Annotated in this window: 14 protein-coding genes, 1 tRNA gene and 1 pseudogene; 12 read left to right on the top strand and 4 right to left on the bottom strand. The window is 58.7% G+C overall.

Annotation, left to right across the window (positions count from 1 at the left end; translation table 11 throughout):
• Position 1: 1 nt before the first annotated feature.
• The 12 genes from CA85_RS08440 (at position 2) to CA85_RS08385 (ending at position 18415) form a co-directional block, all read left to right on the top strand.
• Positions 2 to 415, top strand: a complete 414-nt coding sequence (locus CA85_RS08440) for a carboxypeptidase regulatory-like domain-containing protein (RefSeq protein WP_146390850.1) — start codon at positions 2 to 4, stop codon at positions 413 to 415.
• Between the two features lie 312 nt (positions 416 to 727).
• Positions 728 to 1783, top strand: coding sequence for a DUF1611 domain-containing protein (locus CA85_RS08435; protein ID WP_146390849.1), 1056 nt, complete (start codon positions 728 to 730; stop codon positions 1781 to 1783).
• A 1060-nt stretch (positions 1784 to 2843) separates the two neighbouring features.
• Positions 2844 to 3893: a DUF1559 family PulG-like putative transporter gene (locus tag CA85_RS08430; protein WP_146390848.1), complete on the top strand. Its 1050-nt coding sequence runs from the start codon at positions 2844 to 2846 to the stop codon at positions 3891 to 3893.
• A complete protein-coding gene (locus tag CA85_RS08425; RefSeq protein WP_146390847.1) occupies positions 3893 to 4300 on the top strand; it encodes a hypothetical protein in 408 nt (135 codons plus the stop codon). The genes CA85_RS08430 and CA85_RS08425 overlap by 1 nt, the downstream gene beginning before the upstream one ends.
• Before the next feature lie 2 nt (positions 4301 to 4302).
• The gene (locus tag CA85_RS08420; RefSeq protein ID WP_246112603.1) at positions 4303 to 5928 is read left to right on the top strand and encodes an outer membrane protein assembly factor BamB family protein; all 1626 of its coding nucleotides are present in this window, start codon (positions 4303 to 4305) and stop codon (positions 5926 to 5928) included.
• Positions 5929 to 5972: 44 nt separating this feature from the next.
• Complete coding sequence (locus CA85_RS08415; protein WP_146390845.1) at positions 5973 to 7313, top strand: hypothetical protein; 1341 nt, start codon at positions 5973 to 5975, stop codon at positions 7311 to 7313.
• Between the two features lie 1104 nt (positions 7314 to 8417).
• A complete protein-coding gene (locus tag CA85_RS08410; RefSeq protein ID WP_146390844.1) occupies positions 8418 to 9260 on the top strand; it encodes a tetratricopeptide repeat protein in 843 nt (280 codons plus the stop codon).
• Positions 9261 to 9549: 289 nt separating this feature from the next.
• The gene (locus tag CA85_RS08405; protein WP_146390843.1) at positions 9550 to 10299 is read left to right on the top strand and encodes a tetratricopeptide repeat protein; all 750 of its coding nucleotides are present in this window, start codon (positions 9550 to 9552) and stop codon (positions 10297 to 10299) included.
• Between the two features lie 196 nt (positions 10300 to 10495).
• Entirely contained in the window at positions 10496 to 10909 is a 414-nt protein-coding gene (gene mntR / locus CA85_RS08400; RefSeq protein ID WP_146390842.1) for a manganese-binding transcriptional regulator MntR, read from the top strand.
• A gap of 246 nt (positions 10910 to 11155) precedes the next feature.
• Positions 11156 to 16441 (top strand): DUF1549 domain-containing protein, encoded by a 5286-nt coding sequence (locus tag CA85_RS08395; protein ID WP_146390841.1) that lies wholly within the window; start codon positions 11156 to 11158, stop codon positions 16439 to 16441.
• A gap of 276 nt (positions 16442 to 16717) precedes the next feature.
• A complete protein-coding gene (locus tag CA85_RS08390) occupies positions 16718 to 18196 on the top strand; it encodes a DUF1501 domain-containing protein (protein WP_146390840.1) in 1479 nt (492 codons plus the stop codon).
• Between the two features lie 147 nt (positions 18197 to 18343).
• Positions 18344 to 18415, top strand: a tRNA-Gln gene (locus CA85_RS08385).
• 190 nt (positions 18416 to 18605) lie between these two features.
• Here the strand turns inward: CA85_RS08385 and CA85_RS26100 are convergent.
• The 4 genes and pseudogenes from CA85_RS26100 to CA85_RS26095 all read right to left on the bottom strand — a co-directional run.
• A pseudogene (locus tag CA85_RS26100) lies at positions 18606 to 19592 on the bottom strand (tyrosine-type recombinase/integrase); the annotation flags it as partial.
• A gap of 541 nt (positions 19593 to 20133) precedes the next feature.
• Positions 20134 to 22539: an AAA family ATPase gene (locus CA85_RS08375; protein ID WP_146390839.1), complete on the bottom strand. Its 2406-nt coding sequence runs from the start codon at positions 22537 to 22539 to the stop codon at positions 20134 to 20136.
• A gap of 393 nt (positions 22540 to 22932) precedes the next feature.
• Entirely contained in the window at positions 22933 to 23229 is a 297-nt protein-coding gene (locus CA85_RS08370) for a helix-turn-helix domain-containing protein (RefSeq protein WP_246112602.1), read from the bottom strand.
• A complete protein-coding gene (locus tag CA85_RS26095; protein WP_146390838.1) occupies positions 23226 to 23471 on the bottom strand; it encodes a DUF1580 domain-containing protein in 246 nt (81 codons plus the stop codon). Before CA85_RS26095 ends, CA85_RS08370 begins: the two co-directional genes overlap by 4 nt.
• Between the last annotated feature and the right edge of the window lie 186 nt (positions 23472 to 23657).

Here is a 23657-nt window from a genome sequence, read left to right as displayed (position 1 = left end):
AATGCCTGCAACTCGATCGATAGTCTTGCTCTCCTGGACCATAATCCTCGCCAGCGTGGTGGGGTGCGGAGACCAACGCGAAACCGCGGTAGGGGTTGTTCAATTTTCCGATGGTGAGCGGGTTCAATCCGGCAGCATCGAATTTCGTTCCGTTGATCGCGGCACCCGCTACGCCAGCCGCATTTCAAAGGACGGCAGTTTTGAATTGGCCGACCAGGATGGAACTACGTTTGTCCCTCCGGATACCTATGAGATTGTGGTTGTTCAAATCGTTCTAACTGAAGATTTGGCCGCCGAAGCACATACTCATGGCCAAACCGTGCCTCGCCGTTACGCTGACTACTACACCAGCGATCTTCGTATCACGACCACCGAAAGCGATACGCCGCCGATGGTAATTGTTCTTGAAGAATAGTTCGCCAGGATCAACAGCCACCGAGGGTGCGCACGCAATCTGTCCGACGCGCCACAGGAAAGATCGCAGCCAGGAAGAAACGCTGCGAGTCTGAACGTGAAAAAACAAAGAAGCTAATGCCACGAGGGCCCGCCGTCAGGCAGACGACGCACCCGCGTCAATGAGGGAGTTGCATTCGATTCGGGTCTTGCGTGCCCCATCGCGAAGACGAAATTGGGTAAACTCTGTCTCGCAGGAAAGTTCAAACGCGTTTGCCTAAAACGCTCGTTCCCCATCGCGGGGGGAACGTCACCACGGTGCCACGGAATACGCATGCCCCAATCCAATCAACTGAAAAACTATCGACACATCGTCTTGCTGACCGATGGATACTCCACCCCGTTTCTGGCCAAAACGGCGATCAGTCTGCTGCGGTACCGCCGTGGTGACGTCGCTGCGGTTCTGGATGTCGAGCATGCCGGTCGGGATGCGAGCGAAGTGCTGGGAACAGGTGACGGGGTTCCGGTCGTCGATCACATCCCCCCGGAAGCCGATGCGTTGTTCATCGGAATCGCGCCCCCGGGCGGAAAGCTCCCCGGTGCTTGGCGGGTGCACATTGAGCGAGCCATCGAGCGGGGAATCGATGTTGTTTCCGGACTGCACGACTTTGTCGGCGAGAACTCCAACTTTGTCGCTCTGGCCGCAGCATCCGGTAGCAGGCTGATCGATGTTCGCCGCAATACCGAGAAGGTAGCCGCCACAGCCGCTCCATTTCGCGAAGGCTGTTTGCGAATCCACACTGTCGGTCATGATTGCACCGTGGGCAAAATGGTCGCCACCCTGGAGGTGGAACGAGAACTTAAAAGCAGGGGCCGAGATGCCCAATTCCTTGCCACCGGACAAACGGGGATCATGATCTCAGGCGACGGTGTCCCGATTGATTGCGTGGTCGCTGACTTCGTCAACGGATCAGCCGAAGCGTTGGTACGACGCAACGAGGATCACGAGATCCTCTTGATCGAGGGACAGGGCTGCATCGCACACCCTAGTTTTTCCGCCGTGACATTAGGATTGCTGCATGGATCGGCACCGCATGGCCTGATCTACTGCTACGAAGCCACCCGGCAAGAGGTCAAAGGACTCGAGAATGTGCCGTTGCTGCCGACGAAGCGATTGATGGAAGCGTATGAGATGGCGGCGTCGCTGCGTCACCCCTGCCAATTCATTGGAATCTCGATGAATGGACGAAAACTCACCGACGAGGAAGCCACCGTCGAACTGGAACGGATCTCCGCTGAGACTGGCCTGCCGGCCTGCGACGTCTATCGAGATGGGGCGGGGCCGCTGGCCGATGCGGTCGAGCAATTGCAACGAGAACAGATCTCATGAGGTTGCCGTCCGGCGGGCCCGAACATTCGCGCAGCGCCTTACGCATTCGCGACCTCGACGCACTGCTTCCCTGCCGCAGCGTGCTCGACCTCCCAATCAGCCCGATCGCCCGCGACACCCAGTCCCAAGATTAGCGAGATTGCCGTACTGGTAGCCTAACCTTCGAAGCGACCGTAAGGCGGTAATTCTGCCCGCCCCGCTGCGAAGTACCAGTATCGCTAACTTGACGAACCGACCGAGAGGAGCTAGCGTACCGGGCATCAGAAGTCCTTGGTCGGACCACTATTTTTCACTTCGGAACCCTCCTTAAGAATGGCGTCGTGCGCTCGCTGATCCGACCCCTCTCCGTTGCGCTGATCTGCAGTTTGATCGCTGTGGGGCACGCCCCTGCGTGGCTGCACGTGGCAACATGCGATGGCGAGCATGGATCCGAGAGCGTCTCGTCCGCGACATCGAATGCGGCACCGACCGCGTCAGTTTGCTCGCACGGCTGTCATCATCATCACGCTCCCGCTGCGGATACGGTTGCAGCGGCTGGCGAGGATCACGAGCACTCCCATCCTGGCCATGACCACGACTCGTGCTCGATCTGTCTTTCACTAGACGCTCCTTGCGCAGCCACTTGGCAGCAGCCCGCAATCGGCGCGAGCGGCACGTGTCCAGATCACGTCGACGCAGAGCCCTGCTCGCTATCTCTCTCCGCGTTTGACCTCGTCGCTGCACCGCGCGGTCCGCCCATCCTCGCTTGAGCCTGCTGCTCGCGAATCACCATCGCGCCCGCTTGCTGCGCCAAACGTCTGATACCTCGCCACTGATTTGGCGTCGGTGATCGTGACCTTGTGATATTTCGCGCTGCTTGGGCCGCAGGGCTTGGCTGTTCACGCGAACTGGTGTGACGCATCCATGCATACCGGCGTGACGAAAACGCGACCGGCGGCAGCGTGACTATCCAACCATTGAAAATGAGTGTGTTGACAACCAACACAGGCTCGAGGCGGTAACTGCGCGCCTCGGCAAACCACGAACGACTTTCGCACCCAACCTTTCCAACAATCAACCAATGAATCTTCAACTCAAACGCTCCCGCGGGCCCTCTCGCGGCTTCACTCTCGTCGAGCTCCTCGTCGTGATCGCCATCATCGGCATCCTCGTGGGCCTGCTCCTGCCTGCGGTTCAAGCAGCCCGGGAAGCTGCTCGTCGCATGTCGTGCAGCAACAACATGAAACAGATCGCACTGGCCGTGCATAACTATGAGAGCACATTCAAAGTCATTCCCGCGATGACCGGCTCGAGTAGCTACTCGGTGCAAGCCCGGGTGCTTCCCTATATCGAACAAGCTGCCTTGAGCGACTTGATCGATTTCGAGCAGCCACTGCTGACTGGCCCGGCCTGGATGGCGAGTTTCAATCCTGTACTCCGCCAATCCATTGAGACCGTTGTGCCGACCTATCTTTGCCCCAGTGACGTCGGAGACCCCCGATTTGCCACCGACTTCGCTGACGGCACCGCGGGCGTCACCGCCGGTTTGAGCTACATGTTTAGCTACGGCAGCGGCACGGGAACAAATTACGACGACCGCTTTCGTACCGACGGCATGGTGTGGACGGACTCCTGGGCGGGTTTCCGGGATTGTCTCGATGGCACCTCCTCGACCGTGTTGCTCGCCGAAACCGTGCTCGGCGACCATACCAGTGGGCTGACCGAGCCGACGCCCAGTGGGCCGCATCGCCGCATCGCTAACTGGAGTGGCACTAGTTCAGTCAGCGCAACGGAGCCAGGTTTTGCTGTCGGCGGATCGCTCATTGAAAACCCCGATCTGACGACCGTCTTCCCAGCGGAAATCTCGTCTTATAGTGGCAATCGTGGCAGTTCTTGGATTCGAGGCGTTCCTTACGCAACGGTCATCAATGGATACATGACGCCGAATGATCGCATCCCTGACATCGGTATTCACGGCCGGGGTTTCTATTCTTCGCGATCCTATCATACCGGCGGCAGCATGCACGCGATGCTCGATGGCAGCGTGCATTTCTTGACGGACTCTGTCGATGGCAACGTCTATCACGCACTCTTCTCCCGCGACGGCGGCGAAGTCGTGGAGGTGCCCTAATGAGGGTCCTATCACTTTCACTCCCGGCTCTGCTGGTTTTCGTGGCCGCTGGCTGCGAGGGCGACCTGCCCGTATCGGATCCGAATGGCCCGAGCGTATTGGTGACCTATCAGTCCCAACCGCTAGCGGACGTGCAGGTGTGCTTGCACGAATCAGCATCTGGTCCCGTGCTCGCCCAGGCCGTCTCGGCAGCAGATGGGCAGGCAACGTTTCGCGAAATACCTGCTCCCGAGCCGAGCGAGTACAGCGTCTCACTGCAATCGCTCAGCGACGGCGGCTGGATCCTTGATCCCAAGTACACGAACCCCGCCAAGAGTCTGGTTCGTCTCGCACCACTTGGTGACGGCGACCCACAAACCATCGAACTTCCTCGCGGCGCCGTCCGTCCACTCACACGAACAAGATGACGATGAAAATCAATCGAAACCGAACCCGCGATTGGATTGCTGGCGTCGCCTGCTCCATCGCGACAACTGTCGTGGCGACACCGTCCCAAGGAGATTGGACCGCGTTTCGCAACGGCGGCTCATCCCATGTGGAGGATTCCCTGTCAACGCAGTGGTCTGCCGAGAGAGGCATCGCGTGGCAGACTGAACTGCAAGGTTATGGTCAGTCCGCACCGATCATCTACGAGGGCAAGATCTACACAACCAGTGTGGTCGGCCCGATGTGTCAGGCATGTGCCGTCGAGTGTCGTGACCTGCAAACGGGCGCACTCGTTTGGTCTTACCGCCACGACTCAACGCACGAGCATCCTTCGAACTACATGAACGCGCGAGCGGCGCCAACGCCTGTTGTCGACCGAAACGGTGTCTATGCGTTCTTCGAAACAGGCGACCTGTTGGCGTTGGATCACCAGGGCCAACAGAAATGGGTCCGGGATGAAACGAAAGCGACGGGCGAGCTCGATAACTCGCACGGGATCGGATCGTCTTTGGCCCAAAATGCGACACATGTTTTTGTCAACCTGGAACACGGTGGCCCCTCCTTCCTGACGGCGATCGACAAGACGACCGGTCAATCAACTTGGACAGCCGACCGGCCTTCGTCCAAGTCCTGGTCGTCGCCCATTGTTGCCGACGTCAACGGTCAACAGCAAGTCATCATCAGCAGCGGCGGAACCGTGACGAGCTACGATGCTGCTGCTGGAGAACAGCTGTGGCAGCTTGATGGGATCGAAGGTAACTCTGTGCCTTCTCCCACCGTTTCGGGTCAATACCTCGTCGTCGGTGCGAGGTTGCCGGAATTCGCCAGCGCGGGCTCCGTCCAGGCAAACTGTTGCTTGGATCTATCGGAAGTCAGCGACGGCCAACCACGCGTCGTCTGGCGGGCCGACAAAGCCATCTGCGAGTACGCCAGCCCAGTGGTTGCCGCAGGATGCGCTTATTTCCTGAACAAGGCCAACGTCCTGCACTGCCTCGATCTCGAAACAGGCGATGTCCTGTACCGCAAACGCCTCGGCGGGGATTGCTGGGCAACGCCCATCGTGAGTGACGGCCGCTTGTACTTTTTCTGTAAAAACGGCGAGTGCAAGGTGGTCGGTGTGGGACCTGAGTTCCAAGAACTGGCCAGCAATTCGCTCTGGGATCGGGATGCCCCACCCATCCCCGAAACCTATGTCGAGTCCAGCGCCGCATCGAATCACTCCCACGGCCAACATTCGCATTCCGAGCACGGCGGCGGCCATCCCGGCGGTGATGCCGGCGGCCATCCGGGCGGTAATGCCGATTCCTCATCGTCCCAGGGACCGGGCGGCGGTATGGCCGCGCGGCTCAAAGCCGGCGATCGCAATGGCGACGATGTGCTAGAAGGCGACGAGATCCCCGAGATGTTCCGCGGCATGATTGCCCGGATCGACACCGACGGAGACGGCCGACTCAGCGCACCCGAAATCGATGCGATGGCAGCCAGCTTTGCGGAGCGACGAAAAGACGCTGCCGCATCGTCTCGCGATCCGATCGTCTACGGCGTCGCGGCGTCCGACGGACACATTGTCGTTCGCACAGGCACACGTCTGTTCGCGATCTCTCAGTAGCAACTCACACGTATTGATCACCTCCCATCAAAAAAGAATCCCCAATGAGAACCTCTTTCCGATTCCTAACCTCATGTTGTCTCGTACTAGCCAGTACGTCGCTATGTTTCGCCGAAGGCCGCACGGTCGCTCGCGTGTTCTGGCAAGACGACACCGATGCCACTGTTCGCTACGGTGACCTAAAACGGTCTGCGGAAGGTTGGTCGATCCAACCGACTCCGATCACTGATTTCCCGAAACTTGACATCGACGCGCAATCGCTAGTCCAGATGCGCTCCGACGACGGCCTGTTGCTCATTGGCGTGCGAGATGACGCCAATGGTGAACTCGGCAGTGGCTGGGTCGCGGTCGAATCAGGTGCCGAGGAAGAACCTCACGGCGACCACTCCCACTGGCGTCTGAACAACTCACCGAGTGTCCTGCATGTGAACATCGGTGTCGACCAAGGCAATCCAGCACACGTGTACCAGTACGGCAAATCTTTTGTCTTGGCAAACGATGCCAAAAACGGATTCACGATCACGAGCGCCTCGGCGTTGCGATCGTCCGAATCCGCACCGGATGCAGCGAAGTTCTACGACGGAGGCAATGGACACATCACGCTCGCGGTCATCGAGGATCAAGTTGCCTACTCGACTTGGATCGCACGCGATGGCGATGATAGCGGCCGCGTTGATGTTGTTGGACTCGGGGACAACGAGGGGAAAAAGTATTCGATTCAATGCCCGAGCGGTGGTCTGCACGGTGCGACCGCCAACTCTGGCAAAGTGTTCTTGGCACCGTCGGATGGCGTCTGCTGGGTCGACGCTGACCTCGAGTGCGACGACGCACCGGAGACTGTAGACGTGCATTACCTATCCCTCGGCAAAGACGACGACGATGCCCCCCTTCGCACCGGTGCATTCGAAAATCTGGATCAGCGTGTCGTGTTCACCGCCGGCAAGGGCGAAAACGCCAAATTGTGCTGGATCGACGCCAGCAGCGACTCGCCCTCGATCGAATCGCTCCCAATCGAATTATCCGGCGACGAATCGCTGACGACACCGCTCGCGATCAAGTCGCGGGGTGGCAAGTCCTTGATCCTCCTGTTCCGCGAAAACCGAAATGCTCCCGAAACGGACGAACTCCTCGTTATCGATGTCGATGCCAACCGGGACGGCAACTGGGAAGACGCGGCGCTCACGCATACCGTCGACATCGGGCGCAATCAGATCCAAGGCCACGGAGGACACCACCAAGCACTGCAACTGCCGTCGAGACGCCATCTGCTCGTTAGCAATCCAGCCGACGGCACACTCTCGTTGATTTCACTGTCGGATTGGACCGTTCAGGAAACGTTCTCCGTCGAAGGGCAACCTGCGCGAATGGCCGCCTTCGGCGAGTGAGCGTTTGAGTTCCTCCCCGCCGCGTGGGTTGATGTCGACCAACGGTCCGACCAACCTGATTGGCAGCACCTGCGCGGTGGGGAATTTTTAACATAAAACCACTGCCTGAGACTCTTGGTCCATTCCCGACGCCGAGCGCCAGCTAGAAAAAATAATCGGCGGTTTGTGCATGAGTGAACACTGCCGGAAGGGTCTTCCCCCTCCCAAGCACAGCAGGAGCGGGGAGGGTCGAGAAACGAGCCCTCAGTGCAATGACGTGAGTCGACGGCGCTAGCCGAATGGCACCTATTTTGGCCCCGTTTGGAGCATGGCTAAGTTGGTAACCCGATGCGTCAGCGAGGAAACTGCAGTGTTTCGCGTGGTTAATAGATCATCCTCGCTCACGCGTCGGGTTACCAAGACCGCTTCGAAAACTAAAGTAAGTGGCATTCGGCGCTCGCCGCGGGCTCTACAAACCGCTATTTCCGTGTACCCCCGCGGCCAGCGCCGTCGGCACTTACCTTGGCCCCGTTCGGGGCATGGCTAGACCAGATCCCCTGTCAGCTTGCCTGACAGGAATCGCCGTTTTGTGATTAGAACAAGAGAGCGTTCACCCCGCTCCCATGCGGGCTTGCCCCGCATGACAGCAAAGTCTGCCGGCTTAGTTTCCTGTCAGACAAGCTGACAAGGGAACACGTGTCGATGCCGCGGTTTTCTAATTTCAAAACTTGGCTTCCCGTGTGACAAGCACACGGGGGAGCTGACTGGTGGGGATTCATGAAGAGGCGACGAGTCCCTCAAGTCAATCGATCCCGCCAAGCGAAAGGACTTGTTGCCGCCTGTTGATTGCCCGCAAGTTCACTCGCCTGTTCCTTCGCAAGCGTGTCCCGAGACCGCTTGACAGTACTCCTGCGCGGCGATACTATTGCAATTCATTCTCATTAGCAATTGCTGGCGACGCAGCAAGCTAGCTTGATCGCGATGTGTGTGCTCGATGCACGTGGTGATCGGCCAGCCAGCCACGCCCAGGTTGCCCCCGCGCATCGCGTACGGTGCGCCGGGCTTCTTGACGCGCGGTCTGGACCTCCGATGGATCGGACCGCCTTTTCGGAAAGGTGTTTTCGCATGGCTGAATCAGGATCTCAGCAACAACAACTGGCCGCTGGTGAGCAGCCAGCCCCACTCGAGCAACTTCAACTGGCTCGAGCCCGCTACCAAGCGGGGCGACTGGACGAAGTCGTGGCAATGGCGACCCGAGCGGTGGAACATCCCGCCGACGATGGATTGCCCGAGAACGGCCAAGGCCCGTGGCTGGAATTGCTCGGCCGGGCTTGGCATGACCTCGGCCATCCCCACCAGGCCGCCGACGCGATCGAAAAGGCCAGCCTGGTTTCGCCCATCGCTGACGAAACCCGGATCGTTCTCGCATCCTGCTACGCCGAGCTGCTGCGCATCGATCTGGCCCGCGACCTCTACCTGCAACTGGCGATCCGCCGCCAATTACCGCCCGAGTTGATGCTGCAAGTCGCAGCCGGACTGGAAGCGATCGACTCCCCTCAACTCGCCATGCAGGTCTGCGAATGGGTCACCGAGAAAGACGAAACGGTGGCGCAGGCGTACTACGACATGGGGTTTTACTCGGCGCGGTCGGGCCAGCCGCTATACCTCACCGAAGCGTTGACGCAGCGGGCCTTGCAACTGGATCCGGGAAACCTGCACTTTCGAATCGGGTTGGTTTCGCTGCTCATCCAATTGGACCGCGAGAACGAAGCTATCTACGCACTCGGCAACTTCAACGAAGACGACATCGAGAGGGTGACCTGCGCGAGCTGTCTCTCCCGCATCGGTGAATTGCTCGGCCGCCGCGGGTTCTTTGGCTTGGCCGATGACTGCGAAGAAAAAGCGGCGCAGCTTCGCGCCGCCAAAATCGAATCTGGATCCAAGCATCCTGAGGGAGCCCGACGATGAATCCGACTCCGTTACTTCTCTTTCATGCTGCTCTCCTTGTTGCGGGGTTTGTTGCGATCACGATCGTGGCAACCCTCATCATCTATGGAGGTGAGCGAGTGTGCGCAGTCGACCGGGCGGCCCGCGATATGGCAAACCCTCGATCAGAGTCTCCAAGAGAGACTTGCTCGGATGCCCCTTTCACGATGGCCGCTCAGCGAGGGCATTCCGCGACCTCCGCAACCACTTCCTCCATCCCTGACCTACCGGGGCGAACCCGTTTACCAACCTGCTACTGGAGATCGAGCCGATGGCAACTTCAATGAACCAACGCACGGTACAGCAGTTATACGATGAGCTTTCCGTCGCACTGTCCGACGGCGACACCGACGCTGCTCTGGAGCAACTCGATGTGATCTGCCGCGTGCACTCTGATCATGGCGGTGCCTGGGAGCTTCGTGGACTACTGCAGGCCCAATCGGGCCGGCCCAATCTCGCCGTTCGCTATTTCGAACGGGCCCGAGAGCTGGTTTCGCTCGAAGTGTGGTCCTCGCGGATCATGGCAATGCAGTACTTGGCGATCGGACGGGAGAAAACGGCCGTTGGATTGCTGTACACGCTCGGGGTCTCCGCCCCATTAGCAACAGCGATGACTCGATTGATCTCCCATGACCTGCTGACGTTGGGGCATCCCGAGCTATCTGCTAGTGTGATCCGCAGCGCGCTGCAGCGAAATCGCCGCGAGCCGTTGCTATGGCACGAGCTTTCTGCCATTGAGTCACGGCTTGGAGAGTCACCGGCGGTGTGCCTGCAGTCCGTCGAGAACGCGATCTTGCTGGCGCCCGAAGTCGCGGAGTTTCGGGTGACCGCCGCGACGCTGTTGATTCAGATGGACTTGCCCAGCGAAGCCTACGAGGTCGTCTGCCAAGTAGTCTCGGGCCAATCGATTGAGCTGGACTGCGAGTGCTGCTTGTGGCGACTGGTCTGCATCTTCGATTGCTTCGATGATCACGACCGAATGGCGGTTTGTTATCAACGCTTGCGCGGCATCCAACGCTAACGACGAGCCCGCACGCAGGCAGGCACAGCGTTCGATGCAGCGCGAGCTTCCTCACGGCAAGCGATTTCCCCGCCTGTTTGGAAGGGCAGGCGGGGAATTTCTCGACGTCGACCGTGCAACAGATTCCGCGACAGCCTGGTTTCGTTTACGATGCTCCGCCACTCGATCGTTACTTTGCAGAGAGCAGCGTGCCCGCATGTCCAGTCCTCGCCATCAACGAACCCGGCTCGATCACGCCAGTGAGGTGGCCGAAGACTATGTCGAAGCAATCGCGGATGCGATCGACCACGCCGGCGTCTGCCGCGCGGTGGACCTGGTGCGTCATTTCGAGGTTACCCATGCGACGGTCAACAATACAATCTCACGATTGCAGCGTGACGGCTTGGTCCAAACCGAGCCGTACCAGCCGATTGAACTGACAGCCGCCGGACGGCGATTGGCTGTGAAGTCGCGGCAGCGCCACGAGATCGTCAAATCGTTCCTACAAAAGCTCGGCGTGAGCGAGCAGATCGCCACAATCGACAGTGAGGGGATCGAGCATCACGTCAGCAAACAGACGCTCGCAGCGATGAAGAAAATCTTGCTCAACGGTTGGCCCAAGCACGATTAGCCCCGTCATTTTCGAGTGAAAAAAGCGACGTTCCAGCTAACTCACCAAATCGGTGCAGTGTACTGCCGGAGATGTCGCGACGGGCTGGTCGCCCAACTTCATCCTTGACCGGCTAGGAATCCGCCACTAAGCTGCGGGTACGAGCGTCAGCACCACCCAAACCTGCTGGGCTCGCCCCGCCTGCCTCCTCCTGAGTGGCTACCTGTTTAGGACTGCCTGAATAGGACCGGCGATGATCGTTCCAATATGATGAGGACAATCGTCGTGATGAATATCATTCAGATCTTTAGCCTGCGCTCCCTGGCACCCATCTTGGGACTCGCGCTGAGCCTCTCAATAGGGCTGTTCGCGACCGCGTCGGAATTAACCGATTCGACCAAGCCATCCACCAACGAACGGGCGGTGAGTTACCAGCAAGATATCTTGCCATTGCTTCGTTCCAAGTGCTTTGGATGTCACCAGGGCGCCAAACAGCTTGGCGAGTACCGGATGACAGAGTTCGATGCGTTGGTGGGTGGCGGCGAGTCAGGCGAACCGGCCATCGTCCCCGGTGACGCGGAAGCCAGCTATCTGTATGCACAAATCATCTCGGACGGTGGCGTGGCCGCGATGCCCAAATCACCACAGACACCGCTCGTTCCTAGCGAGGTGGAGTTAATCGGCCGCTGGATCAATCAAGGTGCTATCAACGACTCGGAATCTCCCAGCGGGCCGCGGTACACGCCTGAGAATCCACCGCAGTATCGTGGATCGCCCACGGTCCCCGCGATTGATCTATCGGCGGATCAGTCGACCCTCGCCGTCGCGGGATACCATGAAATCCTCCTGCTCGATCCCGAGTCGAGGGACGTTTGCCACCGGCTCATCGGTATCAGCCCCCGGATCAACTCCGTGGCATTCTCGCACGATAGCTCGCGGATTGCAGCAGCGGGCGGTACGCCGGGCGAGATGGGTGAACTGCAGGTTTGGGACGCCCGCACAGGCGAGTTGCAGCTTTCCAAGAGTGTCACCTACGACACGCTTACGGGATTGTCTTGGTCACCCGACGACAGCCAAATCGCCTTGGGAGCGAACGATCATACCGTTCGCGCGTTCGAATCCGCGACCGGCGAGCAGGTTCTCTATCAAGGCGCTCACGACGATTGGGTTCGCGATACGGTGTTTACCAACGACGGAAAGCACCTCGTTTCGGTGGCCAGAGATATGACCTGCAAGCTCACCGAGGTTGCTACCCAGCGATTCATTGACAATGTCACGTCGATCACACCAGGTGCTTTGTCGGGCGGACTATCGAGTATCGCGATCCATCCGGCGCATGACCAGATTGTCGTCGGCGGTGCTGATGGCATCGTGAAGATCTACCGCGTGTTCCGCAACTCGGCGCGAAAAATTGGCGACGACGCCAACCTGCTCAAACGATTTCCCGCGATGACCGGGCGCATTGATCAGGTTGCCGTCAGCACCGATGGCAGCCTTGTCGCAGCGGTTGCAACAATCGATGGCACCAGCCAAATCTGCGTCTGGCAATACGACGTCGACGCAGAAAAGTCAGTCAAGGACCAAGCGGTGCACCGAACGATGCAGTTCGACTTGCCCGATGTAGCGGCATATAGCCTCGATCTCGCGAGCGATGGGAGCGTCTGGGTTGGCGCCAACGACGGGCTGGTCCGACATATCGGTCCGGCCGGCAGACTGTTGACCTCCGTTTCGATTGCTCACGAAATTTCGGATGAAGCGCCGCAAGGCACGCGGTTTGATGCCGAGCAGTGGACGCAGGCCGAGAACGCGCGGATTGCGAAAGTGAATTCACGTCAGGAAGAGAACCCTAGCTCAGCGGATGTCGACTCCACTTCGCTCGACGAATTCAACATCACCTCATTGGACGTCTCGCCAGCGAAAGTGCAGCTGAACTCGCCCTACGAATACGTACAATTCGTCGCGGTCGCGTCGACGAAGGACGGACAACGGGTCGACGTCACCGACCGAATCAAGATTCAACCACACACGGCATTTGCGGTTCAGACCGATGGTTTGGTCCGGCCGGTTCGCAACGCGACAGGAAATCTCGTAGTCAGCATCGGGCAACATCAGCAGACGATTCCCTTTACCAACACCGGAAACGAGAATGACGACGTCGACTTCATCCGTGATGTCAATCCGGTCCTCAGCCGACTCGGGTGCAACCAGGGGACCTGCCACGGCGCGCAGAAAGGAAAAAACGGTTTTCGTCTATCACTGCGGGGGTACGACCCGCTCTTTGATATCCGAGCACTGACGGATGACCTCGCCGCGCGTCGCATCAATCCCGCCGCCCCAGAACATTCCCTGATGCTCCGTAAACCATTGGGGCTGACTCCGCATGAGGGTGGTACCCTGGTTTCACAGGGGGCCCCCTACCATGCCGTGCTGCGTCAATGGATCGCCACTGGTTCCCACTGGAACCGCGACACACCACCTGTCACGTCACTCGAACTCTCGCCGGCCAATCCAGTCGTGCAGTCGACCTCGGCGCGTCAACAGGTACGCGTGGTTGCGCATTACGGCGACGGTACCTCTCGAGATGTCACTCGCGAAGCCGTGATTGAAAGCGGCGATACCGAAGTGGCGACAGCGGACTCAGGCGGCGTGTTGCTGGCTATTCGCCGTGGCGAAGCCCCGGTGCTGGCGCGTTACGAAGGCGCTTACGCGGCAACCACACTGACCGTAATGGGAGATCGCAGCGGCTATCAGAACACGGAGGCACCGGCTTGGAATCGGATCGACGAACTGGTCGCCCAGAAATGGGAGCGGATGAAGATTGTCCCCAGTGACCTAGCCGACGACGCTACCTTTTTCAGACGTGTGCACCTGGACCTCACCGGACTCCCGCCGACAAGTGACGCCGTGCGTGAGTTTCTGGCAGACACGACATCGTCGCGCGAGAAACGAGAAAACGTGATCGACGGGCTCATCGGTGGTGAAGAGTTTGCCGTTTTTTGGACGAACAAATGGGCAGATCTCCTGCAGGTCAATCGAAAGTTCTTGGGCGTTGACGGCAGCCGGGAATACCGACAATGGATCCGCGAAGCTGTTGATCAGAATCGCCCCTACGATCAATTCGCTCGTCAAATCCTCACCGCATCGGGATCCAACCAGGCCAATCCGCCCGCATCATACTTCAAAGTCCTTCGCACGCCGAAGGAAACGATGGAGAACACGACGCAACTGTTCTTGGGAATTCGGTTCAATTGCAACCAGTGCCACGACCATCCCTTCGAACGCTGGACGCAGGACCAGTACTACGAGATGGCAGCGTTTTTTGCTCACGTCAATCGCAAGCCCGATCCCGCGTCGGGGGATCGCAAGGTCGGCGGTACCGCAGTGGAAAAAGCAACAGCGTTGTATGAGATCATCGACGATTCCGCGCAGAGCGAAGTTCCCCACGCCCGCACGGGCGACTCGGTGCAGCCAGCCTTCCCGTACGAGCTGACTGATCACGGGCCGTCTGATGATGGTCCATCGGATCACGGGCCGTCTGAACAGGAGCAGGCTCGATCGGGCCAGTCCGTTCGCGCCAGTGAGACACTGACGGCGCTGAGCATCGATCCGGCAACTGATAAAGCGAAGGAGGAAGCCGTCCCAAGTCGTCGCGAACAACTCGCGACTTGGATCACGCACCCCGATAATCCCTATTTCGCTCGTAGCTACGTCAATCGCATTTGGGCGGACCTCACCGGGGTCGGTTTGATCGAACCGGTCGATGACATCCGCGCTGGCAATCCCGCAACCAATCCCGAGCTTCTCGACTATCTCACCGACGAGTTCATACGTTCTGGATTCGACTCACGTGCCCTCATCCGGCTGATCTGCCGTTCACGCACCTACGGGTTATCGGTCCAAACCAACCGCTGGAACGTTGACGATCAACAGAACTACTCCCACGCGACACCACGCCGCTTGCCAGCCGAGGTGATCTACGATGCCGTGCATGCGCTCACCGGCTCGCTGAGCAAGCTTCCCGGGATGCCAGCCGGTTCGCGTGCCGCCGCTGCCACAGATGCTGAAGTTGCCCTCCCAGACGGATTCCTCGCTAATCTAGGGCGTCCCGTTCGTGAGACTGCCTGCGAATGCGAACGCAGCGACGATCTGCAACTCGGTCCAGTCATGGCGTTGATCAGCGGTCCGACGATCGGTTCAGCAATCAGCGACCCCGAGAACGACCTACAGAGCATCGTGACCAAACATGCCAACGACCAGGCTCTTGCCGAGGAAATCTTTTTGCGTGCCCTTGGACGCTTTCCTAAACCTGCGGAAGTCGAGGCGTTTGCGTCGATGACGGAGCAGATTCAGTCCGACCACGAGCGGCTCGTCGAGCGGCTCGCGGCTGCTGAATCGGATTGGCAGGGTGAACTGGAGAGCCGAGAAGCCGCCCGGCTGGCAACACTGCAGAAAATCGAACAGCAAATCGCATCGAGAGAAAAAGCGATCGCCGGCGAACGCACTCGATCGAACGAGCACCGCGACGCAGCGATCTCGCGAGCCGAGGAAACTCTCGCTGCCGCCCACGCAGCGATCCCCGACGCCATCGAGGCTTGGATCGCGAAGAACGGGACCGAGGGTAGCCCCGAATGGTTCCCGCTCGCTCCGGCAGCCTACTCCGCCAGCGGCGATGTCAAATTGAGCGTCCTGCCCGACCGCAGTGTTCTGGCGAGCGGCAAGGCTGCCAAAGCCACCTACACACTCGACTTCGAAACCGATCTGAGACAGATCACCGGTTTCCGTGTCGAAGCGATCGCCGATGAGTCGCTTCCCAGTGGCGGCCCTGGACTGCCCAAGAACGGGAACTTCGTTGTCACCGAAATCACCGTTCGCGCCGGCAGTGAGCCCACCGTGCCGTTCCAAAAACTCCCCGTGGCAAAGATCGCCAGCGGCAAGGCGGACTTCTTGCAGGGTGGTTTCTCCGTCGACCTGGCTTTCGATGGGAAACCTGGTAACCAGAGTGCGTGGGCGGTTTCACCGCGATTGGGCAAAGACCATTGGGCCACCTTTCAGTTTGCTAGCGAGGTGCCTGCCAGCGAGAAACCTGTCAGCTCGGACAGCAAAACACGGCTGCGTTTCGTCATCGCTCAGAACCACGCGGCAGCCAATCACCTGTTAGGCCGTTTCCGCATCAGCCTGACCACCCACCAAGGCGCCATTCCGCTGAGCACGACCGAAGCCCTGGCGGTCGCGTCGGCTGCTCCGGCCGAGCAGCGCAGCGAATCCCAAACCAAGCTGTTGCATGATTACGTGACCGCTCGCGATGCAGCCGTCCAGAGAGCCCAAGCTCAACTCGCTACCGCTCGCAAGCCGGTTCCACCGGATCAAGAACTCCTCGCTCTGCAAGCACGGCAAGAACGCTTCGCCACGAAGACTGCCGATGATCCCGACCTAGTCGCCCTCCGCGCGAACGTCAAACGGAGTGAAACACAACGAGAACACGTGCGGTTGACTGCAGCCGAGGATCTCGTTTGGGCGCTGATCAATTCCTCCGCATTCCTGTTCAATCATTGAAGAAGCTTGCTAGCTATTGGCGTCTAGCTACTAGCTCTCGCAATATCAAATTTGCTCGCTTGGGACATCGATTTTATGACTGACGCATTTGCAGTTTAGCGGAGCGGCGTCAGCCGCCTGCCAACGTCGCTCAGCTTTCCAAGCTGACAGCGAATCCGCGTTGGGTTTTCGCGACAGCACAGTCGTCAACAATTCGATCAACGTCCCTCCCGAGTATCCTCCCCACTTTCCAAAAAGCTAGTAGCTAGTAGCTAGTAGCTAACAAAAGGAACTCCCATGTTGTCATTCAAAGGGCATGCCGCCAAAGACCTTTGTGATTCCCAACTCGGATCCACGCGACGAAGTTTTCTGCGCGTCGGTGGCGCCGGGATGCTCGGACTTTCGCTGCCCCAGTTGCTGCAGTTGCAGTCGGCTCAAGGCGAATCCAAGGCTGGCGAGCATGGGGGCGGCCCCGGCTGGAACAAGGCCAAGTCGATTATCATGGTGTACCTGCAAGGCGGTCCCAGCCAACTCGATCTCTGGGACCCGAAAGAGAACGTGCCCGATAACGTGCGCAGTCAGTTCGCGCCCATCAGCACGAAGATCCCGGGTGTCAAGTTCACTGAGAATCTGCCCCGACTCAGCCAGATCAATGATCGCTTCACGACCATTCGGTCGATGTCCTACACGCCCAACGGTTTATTCAACCATACCGCGGCGATCTACCAAATGATGACCGGGTACACGACCGACAAGGTCAGTCCATCGGGGCAACTCGAGCCACCATCGCCCAAGGACTTCCCCAACTTCGGCAGCAATATCGTCAAGATGCGGCCCATCGATGAACCAATGCTGCCGTTCGTGATGTTGCCCCGGCCGTTGCAGGAATCCAACGTCATCGGAAAAGGAGGCACAGCGGGATTCCTCGGTAAAGCGTTTGATCCCTACACGCTCTACCCCAGCGGCGATGACATGTCGATGGATAAAATGGAGCGGATTCGCACAGACGATCTGAGTCTGCGAGACGAGGTGTTTGATATTCGTTTGCAGCGGCGTGCGAATCTGCGGCAGTTGCTCAACGAGCAGATGCCAGCGATCAATCACGCTGTCGAAAACTTCCAACTGGACCAATACTACGATCGCGCCCTCTCGCTGATCATCTCCGGTCGCGCCCGAGACGCTTTCAAACTCAGCGATGAAGAGGATGTACTGCGGGATGCCTATGGGCGCAATACCTTCGGTCAAAGCTGCCTGTTGGCTCGGCGACTGGTCGAAGCCGGCACGCGGGTAGTGGAAGTCATCTGGCCCAAGGTCGCCAACAGCGACAATCATTCCTGGGACCACCACAAAGACCTCAGTAAACGCATGAAAACGCAGTCTGCCCCCATGCTCGACGCTGGATTGACGACCTTGATCGAGGATCTTGACCAACGTGGGATCCTCGATGAGACACTCGTCGTGGCCGTCGGCGAGTTCGGCCGCAGTCCCCAGCGTGGGGTCAGCACGAGCGGCAACAACAATTCCGATGACGGACGCGACCACTGGCCCTACTGCTACACCGCGATCATGGCCGGCGCGGGGATGCAACGTGGATTGGTCTACGGCAAGAGCGATGAGACCTCGTCAGCGCCGATCGAGAACCCGGTCCACCCCGCCGATCTGCTCGCCACGATCTACCACAGCTTCGGAATCTCCCCCGAAACGATGGTCTACAACCACCTCAACCAACCCCGCGAGCTGGTTAAAGGCCAAGCCGTGACGGCCTTGATGAGCTAATTCACCCCAGGATCGCACGCAATCGACGACCAACGGAATTTTTTCCCGCCAACGGCTGAGAATCTTCCAGAGTCCTCTTTAGCAACCTGGCTCGGAATGCTAAACTCCGCACACAACGAGGGATTCACCGCAATCTCCCGCCACCACTACCCCGTGGTGTAATTGGCAACACAGCTGGTTTTGGTCCAGCCATTCTAGGTTCGAGTCCTAGCGGGGTAGCTGAGCCACCGTTATGCACTAACACAGACCCCGTAGAACCAAGTGTTTTACGGGTTTTTTTCGTTTTCGGGTTTTCTCTGTAGTGGCCCATATCAGCAGGAATGGGACCGCCAGTGGGACCGCCAAAATCGGCGGTGCTCATTGGCTCGCCCGTTTCGGTGCTCAATCCAGACGCGAAGTGCTCATCCGTCACTTGAAGGTAGTGCTTGGCCGCGGTCGCTGAACTATGCCCTAGCCACGCATTTACAACGTGATCCTGGAATTTCTCTTGCAATTCGGTTCGCCGAGTTGCTCGCAGATTCTGAAAAGTCTTTTCCCAGATCGGCAAACCCGCCTGCTCAATGATCCTGTTCATCTGTGTGCCCAAGTTCGCGGTGCGGTGATACCGATGGATGATTCGGGTTGTGCCCTCGGGGGCGGCGTCGAACGCTTCGCGAAGTAGCGGCATCACCTCGGGGAAGATCGGACAGAACCGAACGCCCGTCTTAGGGGAGTCGATGCGCAGTTTGCCGCCGTCCCACTGAACGTCACCCCATGCGAGCACCAGCAACTCGCATCGACGCAAGCCTCCGAAACGAGCAAGAGCGAAGATCAATCGCCACTGAACATCGGGGCAGCCACTTAGAACCGATGCTGCCGTGGTTCGGTCAATATAGTGGTCGCGGTCGCGGTTTGCCTCCGATCCCGTCTTCAAGTCCTTGAATGGGTTCTCCGCTAGCAACCGGTCCCGCACAGCCTCGTCGAATATCGTTTTGGCCCGCTTAACGTGCTTGCTCACGGTCGCAACCGCCATCGTCTTAGTCACGTTGCCCTGCTCATCCCACGCCACCGGACGTGCAAGCAGCCATCGACGCCAACGCTCAGCATCACCCGCCGTGATTGCTGCAATCAGGTGACGCTCTCCAAATCGCTCCACAAGCAGCCGTCGAGCGTGCCCGTAATTGTCTCGCGTAGATTGTGCCACGTCGGTACGTGAAGCGGTGTAGGCATCGCAGAACGGCCCCAGTAGCCGCCCCTCGTCGCCAGTGGAACGATCGCGGCGGGCATCGACCAAACCGATGCGTGCCAGAGAATCAAACAGCTTACCGTCTAGATCAGCAACCCACCGAACCGTAGCAGGATCGACACCGCCACCGCCCGCTGCTCTCGCCCTCACCAACTCATCGACGTGCCGCATGACAGACTCCGCCCGTCGTTTGCTTGGATCGCTCAGCCAAAGTGACTTGCGTTTTCGGTCGATGTAAAACCGCAACCGCCAACCAACTCGGCCCCGGTCGTTCTCTTTGCGTAAACTTGCCACCGCATCAACTCCTATGCAACTCAGAAGAAACCAACGGCAGCCGGTGAGTTAGGCCGGTGTTCGGGAGCAACCCCTAGCCGTGGTGAAGTGATAGTACGTCTATGTCGTCGTCCTGGTCAATCGCGCGGGCGGGAATGCCGGGGAAGGCGGCAAGCCACGCACACAATCTATTCCTCGTCGGGAAGTTTATTTCGTCGAGAATTTTCTATTTCGTTTTTTTTGTTTCGCGTAATTTTGTTTCGCATCCGCTGCCGGTCTCCTCGTCGTCAATCCAAGGCCCGGCGGCACTCTCTCTAATCTTCCAAGGGCTGGGCAAATCCAAGGCAGGCCCGGTCTCCCTTTAGGGGACCGGGCCGTGCCCTGGATTGCCCACGGGGCCTGAATCCAAGCACCGCCGGGCCTTGGATCGGTGCTTGGATTATTCCGGCGGTGTCGCGAACCAGAATTTTCCAAGTTTTCCGTTTCCAGGGGATTTCTTTTCCTCGAAATAGATTTTTTTTGCGTCGTACAATCGCTTGAGGGCGCGTTCAATCCGTTCTGTTCCGAAACCTAGATCGGCACGTATCGACTTCGGAAACGCGCCGTCGCAGCCCCTCAGCATTTCGAGCACTTGCGAATCGGTCTCACGGTCACGGGATCGCTGGTGGCTGGCTTGCTTCGGCTCGGGCAATCGAACCTCCGGCTCCAGATCGCTTGCCCGAAACATCGGGAAGTCAAAGTGCAGGCTCATCGGGTCAAACGGTCGAAACGATCGGCATACCCCATCCATCACCGCGTGCCCGTCCTCGCGGTGCGGTCGCAGGATGATGTGAGTATCGGCAGCGCGGCTAATTGAACCGGCTCCGCTGCCGACGTCGGTAACTGACTTGCTCGATTGGTCGCCCTTGCTCGAATGGTGATTCAGGACGAAACCGCAACCCAGCGAATCGGCGATAGCGTCAATCGCGTTGTAAACTCCCGCCATCTGGGCGTTGTCGTTTTCGTTCACGTCAGAAGGCAGAGCCCGGTAGAAGGCGTCCAGGGCGGCAATGTGGTAGCCACGCTCCTTACGCTTCGATAGCAAGTCACGAAGTCCGTTCACGTCCGTCAGCTTGCCCCGCAATGAAAGCACGTCGACGTTGTCTCTCACCACTGAATCGGGAACTCCCATCGTGGTAGCCACCATCAACAGCCGCTCCGATAGCGTCTCCCGGTGCAGCTCGTTGTCGATAAGCAGGACCGGCCCCTGCTTAGTCTCGAACCGTCCAAGCCACGGGCGGCCGGAAGCAACCGACAACAAGAGCGAGTGGATAAACCACGACTTACCTAGCTTCGGCGCTCCAATGATATTGACCGTTTCGCCGCGTCGGCAAACGCCCTGAATGATCGGCTCCCGCAGTGCGGGATACTCGGCAATCAGATCAGCGGCGGACACGATCAGGTCGGCATCGGTGGCTAGCTCGTCCGTCGAAGCCAGCGGCGTACCGTCCATCGCCCGCAGCTCTGACTTGGGGAGTGATTTCCGTTTTTCGTTTCCTTCTTTGGACACGAACAAAACAGAACAGGTATCGCCGTCATCCGACTCCACCGTGCCGACATTGCCCCGGTCTCCAGCGTGAACCCGCTCCCCCGGTGCAATGGCGCGGTACTCGGGTGCCGATGCCGTCACGGCGAGCGGTGGTGATTTGGCTAGCTGCCGATCATCCCACAGCATCCGCTCAGTCTCGCCGGCCTCCCTTGCTACCCGCATTCCCTCCGTCAATTTCCGCTCCAAATCTCGCTCATCCCACGGGGGAACGCATCGGGCGTTGTATCTGTGCATCAGCGGCAGGCCATCATCGAGCGACAAGCCAAACCGCTCCACAACCGCCCCCGCCTCCAACGTCTTAGCCGATCCGTTTTGCCCTTCGATTGCCGGTTGCATCGACGCTAGATATTTGCGGCATCGGTCGATGGCAGAACGTGGCGACGTCGAAGCAACTTGGCTTGCCGTTGGCTTTACCGTCTCCGGTGCATCGTCTTTCCGCTCGGCAAATTCCGCTACCAGCGACTCGATTAGCGAACGATCTCCAACCTCGATCGGCTTGCCGGTGTCGATAAAGAACGATCGCCGGTGCGGTCGATCCTCAATACCGTCGACGCCTCGCAGGTCCGATCCTTTGCGGGCGACAGTGCCGCAAACCTTGAGGATTCGGCCAGCGTTGTAGACGCTATGATCAATGTCGACTCGTTCACTGTTGAACCTATCGCCAATGACCTTTAGGAACGATGCAGCCAGCTCCTTGGCTTGCTTATCGTTGGGTAGCGAAACACGATAAATCAAATACGCACCATTGCCAGACATGCACCGCAGCGGCTCGGGCCAACCACGTCCAGCAAGCCAGTGTCGTATGCCTGCGGCTGCCATGATTGCCGCCTTGTTTTCGTCCGCGCTCGCAGACGTCCCGGTCGGTCGTTTCGGGTCAATGTCGACCAGAATCCATCGACGCTCTACGATGTCGGCATCGGTGGTAGTGCTCTTGGCGTCATGCGTAATCGCGTTGCACGATCGACCCAGCAGCGAACCATCAACTGGATTCATTGTGCAATAGATTCCAGCCGGTTCGCGGTTTGCGAAAAACTCAATATGTTTTCTCGCATCGTGACGACTGACGAAGTACCCGCTTGCCGTTTTTCGGAACGTACTGCCCTTTTTGGCCGGGCAGTCGGGAATGCGAATTTCAAAGCATCCATCGGGATGCAGGAGCGACAGAAACCGCTCCATGTCGTGCGACTCGACCGGCTTCGTAGCGGCGGGCGGTGCCAGTGAGACCGGCTCCGGTGCATCGGTGGTTGCACTGCTCATAGCTCCACCTCCGTAACTCGCTCCACGATTGCCCGGTAGGTCTTGGCGCAAATGCCGATGCCAGTATTCGGTCCGTCATGCGGGCGGTGCTCTTGTCGATATCCTGCTCGATCTACGGCTACGATCATCGCGCCGTTACTCACGTATCCAACTGCCGATCGCTCGCAGGAGTGCTTTGCACCGTACGAGGATATCCAGCATGATTTCGCGGGCTTCATTGTCGCAAGCCATTGAATTGCGTCGTCAATCTCTCGCTTAGCTGGCGGTGATTCGAGTCGACGTGAAGGCGAGATTATCCCGTTTGCATCTACTGAATGCACCTTACCGTCGATTGTCGTAACGGCCGGATACCTGCTACAATTCAGGTCGCGAAACCTTTGGGGGTGTGATTGATTAGCCATTGATCGCACCCCCCTTTTCGTTTCTGGTCGCGGCGGTCAATGCCTCGATGACCGCGTCGGGCCGGTAGAGTCGACGACGGCCAGCCAGCACACTTGGTATCGTGCCAGCGGCTCTGAGTTTGTCGACCATCGGCGGGCTGATGCTAGCCAGACGTGCCATCTCGTCTCGATCGACTAGTAGCGGAGCGGATGACTCCGAGAGCGCCGGTCGTATCTGGTCGAGCACGGCAGCGGCGATTGCGTCAATCAGTTCGTCCGGGGCGATGCCCTGCAAAAATAGGCTACTCATGACGTGGCCTCGCTAGATTCGGCGGTGGTCCGGTGACGGACTGGGACGCTAATCGCTTGCTCAAATCGGGCGACAGCCTCACGGCTCGTATGACGCTTGCCTAAATGCAGAACGCTCTCTAATACGACGCCACGGATGCCAGCGGTAACATACCGCCTCATCGTTATGGCGGCTGGTGGCTTACCGTGAAAGAAATGTCGAGCCTCAGACAATGGCTCGATTCGCTCAGCAGATACCGACATGGCATCATCTCCAAATAGGGGATGACGCTGCCGGTGAGGTAGAAACGGAGCGTCACCCCAGATGTGATAGGGTGATGCGCTCCGTTGATCGGTCACGCGATTACGTGTTCAAACTGTATTGGGCTACACCTGACTGTGTCAAGGCCCGCCTTCCTGTGCCTGACTTCGATGCCCACATCGTTTAGG

It is taken from the genome of Allorhodopirellula solitaria (assembly GCF_007859855.1).
GTDB classification, from domain to species: Bacteria; Planctomycetota; Planctomycetia; order Pirellulales; family Pirellulaceae; genus Rhodopirellula; species Rhodopirellula solitaria.
The sequence above is the reverse complement of the archived record's forward strand: the minus strand, read 5'-3'. Positions and strand labels throughout refer to the sequence as shown.